The sequence below is a fragment of the Arthrobacter sp. B0316-1-20 genome (assembly GCF_059091865.1).
Window position 1 is genome coordinate 1 of record NZ_JBNHHC010000027.1, and the last position, 12954, is coordinate 12954.

A 12954-nucleotide genomic window follows, 5' to 3' on the forward strand; every position below is an offset into this window, starting at 1 on the left:
GCGCTGGCCGCGGCTAAGCGAAGCGAAGAGGAGAGAGTACTGACATGGCAAAGCTCATTCTGACCCACGAAGTGACCGGTCTCGGCACTGCTGGCGACGTCGTCGAGGTAAAGAACGGTTACGCCCGTAACTACCTTCTGCCCCGCGGCTTCGCCCTGACCTGGACCAAGGGCGGCGAGAAGCAGGTGCAGTCCATCAAGGCCGCGCGTGCCGCTCGCGAGATCGCTTCCCTGGAAGACGCACAGCAGCTCGCAGCCAAGCTGTCCGGCAAGCCGGTCACGCTGACCGTCAAGGCCGGCGAGTCCGGCCGTCTGTTCGGCACGGTCAAGCAGTCCGACGTTGCTTCCGCTGTCGAGGCCGCCGGCCTCGGCGCCATCGACAAGCGCAAGGTCGAGCTGACCGAGCACATCAAGTCGGTGGGCGACTACCAGGCAACCGTGCGTCTGCACGAAGAGGTCTCCGCAGTCATCGACCTGAAGGTCGTTGCTGGCTAACAGCCTCACTGACACAGCAGGCCGGGTCCGTCGAGGGCCCGGCCTGCTGTGTTTAACGCCCGCTACGCTGTAACCCATGAGCACACACCAGTTCAGCCAAGTGGACGTCTTCGCCACCGGACCCTGCACCGGCAACCCGCTGGCCGTGGTCTCCGGAGCCGAGACGCTTGACGGCGAGCAGATGCAGCGCTTCGCCAACTGGACCAACCTGTCCGAGACCACTTTCCTGTTGCCGCCCGACAGCCTGGAAGCCGACTACCGCGTCAGGATCTTCACGCCCAGCGGAGAGCTCCCTTTTGCCGGACATCCCACGCTGGGCACCGCCGCGGTCTGGCTCGCCGCCGGCGGGCAGCCACAGGCTGATGGCGTGATCATTCAGGAATGTGCCGCCGGCCTGGTGAAGGTGAAGAACGACGGCGGACGGCTGGCTTTCGCAGCCCCGCCGCGGCGGCGCACCGGCCCGCTGCCGGAGGAGAACGTCGCCAAGATCTGTGCGGCGCTGGGGCTTGCCCGCGGCGACGTGCTGCGCCACCAGTGGGCCGACAACGGTCCGCAGTGGCAGGCGCTGCAGTTGCGGGACGCCCAGGCGGTTCTCGAAGTGGTGCCCGACTATCCGGCGCTGTCCCCGTTCGGCGTCGGCCTGGTCGGTGCCCACGCCGGGGGCACCGGGCCCGACTTCGAGGTCCGCGGACTGATGGGCTTCGAGGAGCTGCCGGCCGAAGACCCGGCGACCGGCAGTCTGAACGCCGCCCTGGCCCAGTGGCTGATCGGCGAAAACGAAGCGCCGGCAAGCTACACCGTCCGGCAGGGAACGGCGCTGGGGCGCGACGCCCGGTTGTATGTGGATGCAGACGGTGACGAGATCTGGATCGGCGGGGACGTGCAAACGCTGATCACCGGAACCGTCGACCTCTGAGCCTGCCGGCACCGGCGAACAGTTGGCCGGCGAAGACCAGCAGCCGCCAACAGCAAACCACCGTACGTCAGGTCAGCTCTGGAAGGATTCCGGGTCCGCCGCCGTGATGGTCCGGTAGCCGAGCTCAATCAGTTCCTTGAACACGTCGAGGTCGATGTCTGCCAGCTTGTTAACGTAAAGGCAGGCGACACTGGTCTTGTGCTTGCCCAAGCGTGCCAGCAACGGTGCGGACTCCGGCGCGTAGGTCAGTCCGTACAGGGCCAGACTGCCCTTCCTGGGGGAGAAGCCGACGGCGGCAGCGTCACCTTCGCGTCCGCTCGCGTACTTGTAGTGGTAGCTGCCGAATCCGATGATCGACGGCCCCCACATGACGGGGTCCTGCCCGGTGATGTTCCGCATCAGCTCCAAGACCGTCTCTGCGTCCTGACGGCGGACTGGGTGTTCCACGGACGCCAGGAATGCCTCGACGGAAACGTCCGTGGGCGCGGTCTTATTCTCGGCCATGGGATGAAGTCTCGCAGAAGGCCGGAGGGGTTGCCAGCGCCGGACGACCGCGCCGCCCGGCCCTGACGCGCCGCCCGCTCTGACGGCGCCGCCCGGCCCGGACGCGCCACCCGGCTCTGCCGCTAGGCCTCGTCTTCGGGTCCGATCAGATCCACAAACTCGCGCGCGTCCGCCTCGGTGGCTTCGGAATGGTCCAGAAGCAGGCGAACAGCATCTTCCCGGTCGCCGCCGAGAGCCGCGGTGCGGATTCGGTCATAGACGTCGTCGTTCAGGCGCGTGCTGGCGATTTCCCGGACGGTGTCGCCTTTGGACACAATGGCCCGGTAGCGGTATCCCGTCGGCGTGGTCCGTGCGGCGGGAGACGGCTCTTGCGGCGGGGCATCCTCCGCCTGGGCCGGTACGGGGGGAGTCTGTCGGGTCTCCGACTCCTCTTGCCGCTGTTCCGGTGCTGTCTCCCTTGGCTCCTCATCCGCAGGCCTGAGTGTAGGGAGATCTTCTGGGGAGGCCTTGTAGGGCTGCGGGTGTGCCGACATTTGGGCGACAGCCCCGGTTGCCTCCCGGAGTCCCGCTCCGGTGGCATTGCGATACTCCCGGATGGCGGAGAGGGCCTGTCCTTGCGCGATTAGCGCATAGATCGCTGTGTGTTGCTGCTGGTTCAGCCGGGCGCTGGCCGCGGCGGCAGCTTCCTTGGATGTTGCCGGTGCCGGTTGCTCCGGCGACCTGCGTACTTGTCCGGCGCGGCTGGTTTTGTTCCGCGCCGCATGACGCACGATGACCAGTCCGATCGCGATGACCAGTACGACGATCAGCAGCGGCACCACAAATTCCATACTTGAATCCTACGTCCCGCCCGCGTTGCACCTTCCCGTTTCGCCGGGCGAGGGGGATAACACCGATGTAATTCACACTGTGGATAACCAGTGGATAACTTTTGGCTACGCTGCAATTTCCGATCTGTCAACCGCCAAAAACTGGGCATAATTCACAGGAAAATACTTTTCATCCACAGACCCTGAACAACGTTTATGCAGGTCAGAGGCACGTTACTCGCGAGTTAAGTTTAATATCCACAGCTCTACGCACAGCCTGTGCACAAGACACGCCTGTGAATCCACATTTTATCCACAGGGGCAGTGGATAAGTCGCTTGGTGGAAGCCGGGAAGGGGGCTACCGTTGCGGAGTATCCCACTGATCAGTCCGCGTCCGGGCTGTAGTCCTGCGCGCCCTTCCGGCGGTTCGAGCAACTGTCCGAACCGCCTGATAGTTCTGGACCAGAAGGGGTGCGGTACCCGTTCGAGGAACAAAGAAAGCAGGCAGCGGTGTCGTTAGCGCACGCGGATTCGGCAACAGGTCGGGATTCCGAATTCGGACGCACTCCGCCGCAGGACCTGGTGGCCGAGCAGTCAGTGCTGGGCGGCATGATGCTGTCCAAGGACGCCATTGCCGACTGCGTTGAAGTGCTCCGCGGCGTGGACTTCTACCGCCCTGCCCACGAGAGCATCTACGAAGCCATCATCGACCTCTACGGCCGTGGCGAACCGGCGGACGCGGTCACCGTCTCCGACCTGCTGACCAAGCGGGGCGAAATTTCCCGCATCGGCGGTCCCGCCTACCTGCACACGCTGATCCAGTCCGTGCCCACAGCCGCCAATGCGGGCTTCTATGCGGAGATCGTCCGCGAACGCGCAGTGCTCCGCCGCTTGGTCGACGCCGGCACCAAAATTGTCCAACTGGGGTATTCCCAGGATGGCGAAGTCGATGCCATCGTCAATCAGGCCCAGGCCGAGATCTACGCCGTCGCCGAGCGTCGCGCCGCCGAAGACTATGTCCCCTTGAAGGACATCATCGAAGGCACCGTGGATGAGATCGAATCCGCCGGCCACCGCGGCGAAGGCATGACCGGTGTGCCCACCGGCTTCTATGAACTCGACGAACTCACCCAGGGTCTGCACGGTGGCCAGATGATTGTCATCGCGGCCCGGCCGGCAGTGGGCAAATCCACCTTCGCACTGGATTTTGCGCGCTCGGCAGCAATCAAGAACAACATGACCACTGTCTTCTTCTCCCTGGAAATGGGCCGGAACGAGATCGCCATGCGCCTGCTCTCCGCAGAGGCCACCATCGGACTGCAGGACCTCCGCAAGGGAACCATCAAGGACGAGCAGTGGGGCAAGATCGCCACCACCATGGGCCGGATGAATGACGCCCCGCTGTTTATCGACGACAGCCCGAACATGTCGCTGATGGAGATCCGCGCCAAGTGCCGGCGGCTCAAGCAGCGGCACGACCTGAAGCTGGTGGTGCTGGACTACCTCCAGCTGATGTCCTCCGGCAAGCGCGTTGAATCCCGCCAGCAGGAAGTCTCGGAGTTCTCCCGTGCGCTCAAGCTGCTGGCCAAGGAACTCGAAGTCCCGGTCATCGCTCTCTCGCAGCTGAACCGCGGTTCCGAGCAGCGTACCGACAAGAAGCCGATGGTCTCGGACCTGCGTGAATCCGGCTCGATCGAGCAGGATGCGGACATGGTCATCCTGCTCCACCGCGAGGACATCTACGACAAGGAATCCCCGCGCGCGGGCGAAGCTGACGTCATCGTGGCCAAGCACCGTAACGGCCCGACCAAAACCATCGTGGTCGGCTTCCAGGGCCACTACTCCCGCTTCGCCAACATGGCGGTTGAACACGGCTAGTCGTCGGTACTCAGTCCGGCGTCGGGCAGTTCCAGTGTTCGCGCTTCATCGGTAGGAGATCGCCGTTTCTGGCTGGATCGAGGACATGGCTTTTCCAGCCCTGCTCGGGGTCTTCAAAGTTTTCCGTGAAGTAGGGATCGGAAACCCAAATATCGAGCATGGCAAGGGCCGCCGCTTGCCGGCTCTGGTCGTTGCTTTCGTGGGCGTCCAAGAACTCTCCCTTCCAGGCGCAGTGCCAGTACGTGGAGGCGATCGTCTCGCCGAGCGAGTCGGCCTCGTACAGGCCGTGAGGGTCGTTGTAGCCCTTGGGAATAGTTGCAGGCCAGTCCGTACCTGCGGGAAGGGCGTGGGGAAAGCTCTCGACCGCCGCCAGATAGAACGCGGGGATGTCCTTGAGGCTGACGAAGCCCAAGTCGTCGACCAGGGTCTCCAGCGGGGGGCTGGAAGCCGGGACGGCAGTTGTAGATGCTGGCAACGCCCCGGACTCCGTCGCAGCTTCACGGGCGGCTCCTGCCGGAGTCTCCGGTGCGGAAGCCTCCGGCTTTAGACCGTTGCCGCAACCAGCCAGCGGCAGCATCAGGGCGACAGCAGCTGTCAGAGTGGCCACCTTGCGCATCGTCTCTCCAAGCCTGTCGTGTATCAACGTCTGTTTCACGCTAACTGCGGAATTGGCCACGCCAGGGGATTGCGATGTTGCGAAGCAATAACTTCTGAATGGCTTCCCGATGGAATGATTCATCAGTATGCTTTTCATCGAGTGCAGAGGAAGGGCTGACGACGAGGGCCCGGTGCCGCCGGGCCATTGACAAGAATCGACATCTTTCGACCACCTGTTGGAACAGATGGCGCCAAGCGCCGGAGACGGAGATTTAGATGAGCAACGAAAACGGACCCACACCGCTGTCGCCGGAAGAACTTGAAGCCCAGTCAGGGACCGCGCTACCGGATAAGGAGGTCGCGTCCATTCTCGACCTGAATGCTGATCTCGACCTCGCCATCGATGCGGCCGCGCCTATCGACCTAGCCGTCGCGGCGAACGCCAATGTCGCGGCCCCCATCGATGCCGCAGCCTCGGCCAACGTCCTCTCGGACGGCTCCACCGCGCAGGCCCTGTCCGATCAGGGAGTCATCATCGACCAGGGCATTGCGGCCGATGCAACGGCTGAGTCCGCGCAGGACAGCAACATCGACCAGAGCAACGACACCGTAGACGGTACCGAGACAACTGCTGGCCCCGGAGCCGGGACGGACGCCGCCGCCGGTGCTTCCGGGCTGCCGCAGGAGGGCGTCAGCGGTGCGGCAAGCACTGGCCCGGCGCTGCTGCCGGACGGCACGCTGCCCGTCGCCGGACAGGCCACGGATAACCTCGGGTCGATGCTGGACGGGAACCTGCTCAATGTCAACGTCAACTTGGACGCGGACGCCGATATTGCCGCGCCCATCAATGGCGCTGTGGCGGCCAACGCCAACGTTGCCGCGCCGATTGACGCAGCGGTTGCCGCAAATATCGGTTCGATCGACAGCCAAGCGACCGCGGTGGCGCAGCAGGACGCCATCATCACCCAGCAGATCGACGGTGCCGCCGAGGCCAATGCCGGCCAGCAGTCCGACCTAGAACAATAATCCCTGAATGAGCATGAATCCGAGCGGGCCACCTGCCTTGGGTGGCCCGCTTCCCGGAGACCGGTCGGCGGCGCCCCCGTCCATTGAAGTCCCGGCGCTGGCCGACGGCGTGCAACTCCTCGGTTTGGCGCAGGGGTCCGGCTACCGCGAACCGCCCGCGCTGGTCCGGCGCGCGGACGGGCAAACACTCCAGCTCACGCCACTGCTGTATGCAGTGCTGGAAGGAGTGGACGGTACCCGCAGCCTCGGCCACATCGCGGATTATGCCGGCAACAAGTCCGGCCGGCTGATCACTGCCGAAAACGTGCAGACTCTGATTAAAAAACAGTTGCTGCCGCTGGGCCTGCTGCAGCTTGCGGACGGCTCAGAACCCGAGGTCAAAATAGCCAGTCCGCTGCTGGGCATGCGCTTCCGCTACACGGTCACGGATCCGGAGCGGACCCGGAAGCTGACGGCTCCGTTCGCCGCACTGTTCCATCCCCTGATCGCGTTGCCCGTTACCGCGGCCTTCCTGGTGGCGTGCTGGTGGGTGCTTTTGGTCAAGGGCCTGGGCTCAGCTACGCACGAAGCCTTCGCCAACCCGGGGCTGCTGCTTCTGGTTTTTGCCATCACCATCCTTTCGGCCGGCTTCCACGAGTTCGGCCACGCCGCCGCGGCCCGCCGCGGCGGCGCTACCCCGGGAGCCATGGGCGTCGGCCTGTACCTAATCTGGCCCGCCTTCTACACAGACGTCACTGACTCCTACCGGCTGGGACGCGGCGGCCGGATCCGCACGGACCTTGGCGGCCTGTACTTCAACGCCATCGTCGTAGTGGGCACGATGGGCGTCTGGTGGCTCACGGGATTCGATGCGCTGCTGCTGGTTGTGGTGACCCAGATCCTGCAAATGGTGCGCCAGTTGCTGCCGCTGGTCCGCTTCGACGGGTACCACATCCTCGCCGACGCTACCGGCGTCCCCGACCTGTTCCAACGGATCAAGCCCACGCTGCTGGGACTGCTGCCTTGGCGGTGGTCCGACCCCGAATCCAAGATGCTCAAACCCTGGGCCAGGGCCGTCGTGACCGCGTGGGTTCTGGCCACGGTGCCGCTGCTCCTGTTCTGCCTCTTCATGATGGTGGTCTCGCTTCCCCGTGTGCTGGGAACGGCGTGGGCCAGCATCATGGAACAACAGAGGCTGCTGGCAGAGGCCGGTTCGGACGGCGATATAGCCGGCATGGCTGTGCGTGTCCTGGCCATCACCGCCGTCGCCCTTCCCATTCTCGGCATTGCCTACATTCTGGCGCGCGTGGCCCGTCAGCTCGGCACCGCGGTCTGGATGAAAGCCCGCGGCCGGCCGCTTCGACAGGTCACCGCCGTCGCCGCTGCCGCCGCCGTGTTCGCCGGCTTGGCCTGGGCCTGGTGGCCCGATGACGGGGCCTACCGCCCGGTGCAGCCCTACGAACGCGGCACCCTGTTCGATGCAGCAGCGTCCTTTGCCCCGGTTTCCCCGGTGGGACTGGCCGACGGCAGCTCAGGCCAAACGGTGGCGGCGTGGCCGTCCGGAACTGACCTGCCGACAGCGGAGAACCCGCGGCTGGCGATGGTTCTCGTCCCCCGCGGGACCGCCACCGCAGACACCAGTAAGAATGCAGCGAACGACGGCGGGTCCGGCACCGTTGCTGAAACTGGCGCCGGAAACACGACCCCGGCCTGGGTTTTCCCCTTCGACCGACCGCTGGCGCCCGAGGAGGACGGAAACCAGGCCCTCGCCGTCAACACCGAGGACGGATCCGTTGTTTACGATGTCGCCTTCGCGCTTGTCTGGGCCGACGATGGACCGGTCGACGCCACCAACGAGGCCTACGCCTTCGCTTCCTGCCGGGGCTGCACCGCCGTCGCCGTCGGCTTCCAAGTTGTTCTGGTCCTCGGACAGGCCGACGTCGTGGTCCCACAAAATCTTTCGGCTGCAGCTAACTACAACTGCGTCGAATGCCTCACCTACGCCCTGGCCAGCCAGCTTGTCCTCACCCTCGACGGTCCGCTCAGCGACGCCGGCATGGCCCAGTTGGAAACCCTGTGGGAAGAGATAGCAGCTTACGGACGATCGCTCGAAGATGTTCCCCTGAACGAAATCCAAGCCCGGCTAAACGACTACAAGACGCGCATTCTCGGCATCATCGAGCAGGATGCCGCGCTCAGTGACAACAACACCGACGCAGGCTCCGACACGGAAGCCGATACCCGGCCGACCTCGGAGCAGGGAGCAGACGGGGAGCCTCAACCGGCGCCCGAGTCGACCACCATGGCGCCGGAACCGGGCACCTCCGACCCGAACGCGCCAGCGGATGCAACGCCTCCGGTGGATACCGGCGGCGAGCCGCAACCGGCACCGACAACCACCAGCACACCGGAGCCGGCACCGGCGCCCGAGCAAGAGCCCGCCCCCGCACCCACCCCGGCTGATCAGCCGGCACCGGCGCCTAGCGGATAACCGGCTACTTGCGGGCCGCGGACACGACGGGTCATGCGGTTACCGCGCAGCGACACTAGTCCGTGAGGAGCGACCTCGACCGTCGTCTCGACGGTCGAGGTCACCACCGACATGATCCTTACGCGTCGTCCGACCGCCGGGCTGCTTCGAGTCCGGCAAGGTAGCCGAACACCAGTCCGAGCGAGATCGTTCCGCCGGCGCCTCCGTAGAACCCCTTGGTGGGAGCGCCGCCTGCATTGCCGGCGGCGTAGAGGCCAGGGATGACTTCGCCCTCGGTGTTCAGGGCGCGCCCGCCTGCGTCGGTCTTCGGACCGCCGACAGTGCCGAGTGCGCTGGCCTCAACCTTGAGCGCGTAGAAGGGTGCGGTGTCGACCGGTCCCAGCACGCTCGACTTCGGACTCTTCAGCACCGGGCGGATGATTTTCGCCAGGGGCCGGACCACGAAGGAACGCAGACGCTCGGGATCGTTCTTCTTTGCCACGCGTCCCGCGAGCTTGCTCGCGATCGGACCGACAGCCTTGGCGATGAGCACTCTGGCCTTTGCGGTGGCGGCGGGGAAGCGTGCGTCGGGCGAGTTCTTGCCCAGCCGTGGGTAGTAGGCACCGAAATACCGGTCGAACATGGTGTCACCGCGGTTGAACTGTGGGTCGCGGCCTCGTGCGGCCTCGGGGTTGAACCGGTCGACGGTGCGGAGCAGTCCCACCTCGTCGACGCCGATCTTGGCAGCCAGTGCGGACAGGGTATCGGCGCGGTGGAGGTACTCGGGCACCTCCCCGCCCGGCGTAACGCCGAAGATCCCGAACTTCTCCCAGTAATTCTGGTCGAAGATCAGCCACGCGGTGGCATTGGGCATGGTGCCCGTCTCCGGGTCGACCTCGCGCATGATCTGGCCGAACTGGTCGTACGCCAGAGCCTCGTTAGCGAAACGCTCGCCCTTGCTGTTCACCATGATGCTGTGCGGCAGCGCACGCTCGCCCAAGAAAACGCGACTGAGCGGCTGACCCTCCAGTTCCTCACCGGGCAACTGCACGCCGGGCATCCACCAGGCGTCCTCCATCCCGGTCAAGTCAGCGCCAACCTCATTGGCCAACTGGACCGCGATGCCATCGTGGCCCTTGGGCGAAACCTGCACGCCGAAGGGCGCCTCGAGGTACTTCGCGGTGACCTCGTCCGAGCTCTCAAACCCACCACTGGCCAGCAGGACGCCCTTGTTCGCGCGCACCGTGTGCTCGGCACCCTCGGCTCGCACGACGATGCCCCGCACGCCAGACTCATCCGTGACCAGTCGGACTGCAGGCGCTTCGACACGTACGTCGACGCCGTTGCGTAGGCTGCCCTCGAGCAGGGCGCCGACCAAGGCCGGTCCGGCCAGCCAGACGTCATCGATGCCGATCCCGCCCAGCAGCCAGAACGGGAGCGGGTTTTTGGCCATGCCGGTTGTCAGGGCCGGCCGAACGTACTTTGCCGCCTCCCCCAAGCCCTCGGGGGAGTAGGGGCCAGGGAAGAGCGCCCGGCCGACCGATGCGCCGTCAATATCCGAACGGTAGTCCGGCCAGATGGTCGGAATCCATCCAAAGGAGGTGTGCTCTTCGATGAAGCGTGCAACGTGGGGCCCGGCTTCCAGGAATTTCTCTACCAAGTCGTGGTCGAGGACCTGGTCGCGGCCCTGGCCGTAGATGTAGCGCCGGGCCTGATCCAAACTGTCCTTAACCTTCAGGTCCTTAGTGGAGAAGCCGTGGTTGGGGATCCAAGCGGCACCCGCAGAGATGCCGGTGGCGCCGCCAACAAGTTCCCGGGACTCGACTACGAGAACTCGTGCACCTTCCCTGGCGGCGGTGAGCGCGGCCATCAGGCCTGCTCCGCCGGAGCCGACGACCACTACGTCCACCTCGTCCGGGATGCCCTTTTGGGAAACTGTCCCGATGGAGCCTGAGTGAAGAGTTGAACGATCAACCACGATTTTCCTCCTTGCTGTTGGTTCCGCAGGCGGCCTTGTCGCGTGGCGGTGCCGGGGCCGTTTCCCCTCACCGCAACAGGTACATGCAGATGCATATACCTTATCCGATTTAGTTGACTCATCAACTTTATTCCGCTGCTGGGGAAATCACCCCTGCCGTGCCACGTCGCTTTTTAGCGCGTGCGCACCGCGGTCCAATCCCGCGGACGGGAAACATTGAAGGCGATTGGCCGCCCTCCTAGCACCCTCGCACAGGAATTTTCCCGCAGCCAATCGGCCGAAGACGCGCCGCGTAGGAGGCAAGAGTCTGGGCGGCCGTTACACTGACGGCATCGACAGGGACGAGGGGACTGGCGGGGTGGAGAAGTTGCAGCGGCCCGGACGGCGAAAACCGGAGCCCAGTCAGGTCATCGCGGCGCTGCTGACGATGGTCGGCTTGGCCGCCTGCGGACAGCTGCCCGGCGGGGCCGGACAAGGATCACGGCCCGAGGCCGAGCTGGTCGACGCCGTCGACTGCACAACAGCGCAGCACATCGTGGAGCCAGGAAGTCCCTCCGTGTCTCCGCCACCAGCGGCCGGAAGTGTGCCCGAAGCATTCGTGCCCGTCGAAGTGATCCGCTGCGATGCCATGGTGGCCACCGTCGAAGACGACGACGGCCTCTGGTCAGCCGTCACGGAGGAACGACTCGCCGGGGACATGGTCGCGCTGGTGAACGCCCTGGCCCAGCCAAGCGACCAGCCGAGGGCGAACCAAGCCTGCACCGCGGACATGGAACTGGTCCCGGATCTCTGGCTGGTGAATGCCCAAGGCCAGGCCATGCGCGCGGCATGGCCGACGAATTCCTGCGGTAAGACGAAGTCAGGCGTGCGCGAGGTCCTTGGCGGCATGACTGTGGCCGAGTCGACACAGCACAAGATGGAACTCATCCAACCGAGGGCGGCACTGGACGCGAACTGCCAGGCGGAATGGAAGGAACCGGTGGCGGCCGGAATCGCTGTGGCGCCGATGCCCGCCCCGGACCTAGACGCGGAGGGCACCGGTGCCACGGTCTCCGGATCCGCAGGCCTGGTTCCCGAGGTCAGCGAGGTGGACTCGCTCAGGATCTGCCACTACAGCGTGGACCGCCCCGACGCCACCGCGGCGCCGACCACCGGCACGAACGCGGAGCTGGAGTCTTCAGGCACGGAGGTATTCACCGGAGAGTTTGTAGGAGGAGGCAGTCTCGACGGGTCGGCCAAGAATGCCGTCTTAGAGGCGGCGGCCACTGACACGCCGGCCGCCAAATGCGACGAAAAGGCGGCGGAGTTCGTTGTCTTGTGGCCGGTTGCCGACGGGCTGGACGTCGGTGCACCGCTGACGGCAGAAATCGATGGCTGCCAGCGGCTCTTTGGGCCGGACGGCACCGCCCGGACCTTGCCCGCCGAGGCGAGCGCCGCCGTCGTCGTCGCCTTGGAGAAGTGAGGGAGTAATGGCGCGGGACAAAGTGGCACTGGTGACCGGGGCATCCTCCGGAATCGGCGAACATACCTGCCGCGAGTTGGCGGGCCGCGGCTTCACGGTCTACGCGGCAGCGCGCCGGCTGGAGCGGATGCGTCCGCTGGAAGGGTACGGGGTCCGCGTCGTCGGCATGGATTTGACCGACGACGCGTCCATGGTCGGCGGGGTGGAGCGGATCCTGTCGGAACAGGGGCGCTTGGACGTGCTGGTCAACAATGCGGGCTACGCGTCCTACGGCTCTGTTGAGGACGTGCCGCTGGATGATGCTCGGCAGCAGTTCGAAGTGAACGTGTTCGGGATGGGGCGGCTGATTCAATTGGCAGCCCCGGCCATGCGCGCGCAGGGGAGCGGCCGGATCATCAACGTGTCCTCGATCGGCGGCGTGTTCTACGAGCCGCTCGCCGGCTGGTATCACGCCGCCAAATTCGCGGTGGAAGGTCTGTCCGACAGTCTCCGGGTTGAGCTCAAACCCTTCGGCATTGACGTGGTGATCATCGAGCCCGGGCCCATCCTGACCGAGTGGAGCTCGATCGCGGTGAACAGCCTCCTGCAGAGCTCGGAGGGGACAGCTTACGAGCGGCAGGCTGAGAGCGTGGCCCGGACGGTTTCTGCGGCCTATTCGGAACGGACGGGAACGCGACCGGAGGTGGTTGGCCAGCGGATTGCCCGCATAGTGGCCGCGCGCCACACGCGCAGCCGGTATCCCGTGGGCCGGGGCGCGCGGACCATCATGAGCGCTCGCCGTCTGCTGCCGGACCGGGTCTTCGACGCCGTGCTCGCCCGGGTGTACCAGCGCTGAGCGGG

Annotated in this window: 11 protein-coding genes; 7 read left to right on the forward strand and 4 right to left on the reverse strand. The window is 65.4% G+C overall.

The features are described from left to right. Positions 1-44 precede the first annotated feature (44 nt). Positions 45-494, forward strand: coding sequence for a 50S ribosomal protein L9 (gene rplI, locus AC5RW2_RS29940; RefSeq protein ID WP_493951687.1), 450 nt, complete (start codon positions 45-47; stop codon positions 492-494). Between the two features lie 76 nt (positions 495-570). After that, positions 571-1410, forward strand: coding sequence for a PhzF family phenazine biosynthesis protein (locus tag AC5RW2_RS29945; RefSeq protein ID WP_493963718.1), 840 nt, complete (start codon positions 571-573; stop codon positions 1408-1410). Positions 1411-1482: 72 nt separating this feature from the next. On the opposite strand, the gene AC5RW2_RS29950 is transcribed toward AC5RW2_RS29945, so the two are convergent. Beyond that, a complete protein-coding gene (locus AC5RW2_RS29950; protein WP_493963719.1) occupies positions 1483-1914 on the reverse strand; it encodes a DUF1801 domain-containing protein in 432 nt (143 codons plus the stop codon). Positions 1915-2036: 122 nt separating this feature from the next. Continuing rightward, positions 2037-2744, reverse strand: coding sequence for a hypothetical protein (locus AC5RW2_RS29955; protein WP_493963720.1), 708 nt, complete (start codon positions 2742-2744; stop codon positions 2037-2039). A gap of 490 nt (positions 2745-3234) precedes the next feature. On the opposite strand from AC5RW2_RS29955, the gene dnaB reads away from it, so the two are divergent. Further along, entirely contained in the window at positions 3235-4602 is a 1368-nt protein-coding gene (dnaB, locus tag AC5RW2_RS29960; RefSeq protein WP_493963721.1) for a replicative DNA helicase, read from the forward strand. A 10-nt stretch (positions 4603-4612) separates the two neighbouring features. On the opposite strand, the gene AC5RW2_RS29965 is transcribed toward dnaB, so the two are convergent. Further along, entirely contained in the window at positions 4613-5341 is a 729-nt protein-coding gene (locus tag AC5RW2_RS29965; RefSeq protein WP_494074816.1) for a hypothetical protein, read from the reverse strand. 134 nt (positions 5342-5475) lie between these two features. On the opposite strand from AC5RW2_RS29965, the gene AC5RW2_RS29970 reads away from it, so the two are divergent. Together AC5RW2_RS29970 and AC5RW2_RS29975 are read left to right on the forward strand one after the other, a co-directional pair. Then, positions 5476-6225, forward strand: coding sequence for a peptidoglycan-binding protein (locus tag AC5RW2_RS29970; protein WP_493963723.1), 750 nt, complete (start codon positions 5476-5478; stop codon positions 6223-6225). A gap of 7 nt (positions 6226-6232) precedes the next feature. Then, positions 6233-8695 carry a hypothetical protein gene (locus AC5RW2_RS29975; protein WP_493963724.1) on the forward strand — a complete coding sequence of 821 codons (2463 nt, stop codon included), beginning with the start codon at positions 6233-6235 and terminating at the stop codon, positions 8693-8695. 118 nt (positions 8696-8813) lie between these two features. Here the strand turns inward: AC5RW2_RS29975 and AC5RW2_RS29980 are convergent, their stop codons facing one another. Then, entirely contained in the window at positions 8814-10652 is a 1839-nt protein-coding gene (locus tag AC5RW2_RS29980; RefSeq protein WP_493963725.1) for an FAD-dependent oxidoreductase, read from the reverse strand. A 358-nt stretch (positions 10653-11010) separates the two neighbouring features. Here AC5RW2_RS29980 and AC5RW2_RS29985 point away from each other — a divergent pair, with 358 nt between their 5' ends. Together AC5RW2_RS29985 and AC5RW2_RS29990 are read left to right on the forward strand one after the other, a co-directional pair. Further along, complete coding sequence (locus AC5RW2_RS29985; protein WP_493963726.1) at positions 11011-12114, forward strand: hypothetical protein; 1104 nt, start codon at positions 11011-11013, stop codon at positions 12112-12114. A 7-nt stretch (positions 12115-12121) separates the two neighbouring features. Next, the gene (locus AC5RW2_RS29990) at positions 12122-12949 is read left to right on the forward strand and encodes an oxidoreductase (protein ID WP_493963727.1); all 828 of its coding nucleotides are present in this window, start codon (positions 12122-12124) and stop codon (positions 12947-12949) included. Positions 12950-12954 lie beyond the last annotated feature (5 nt).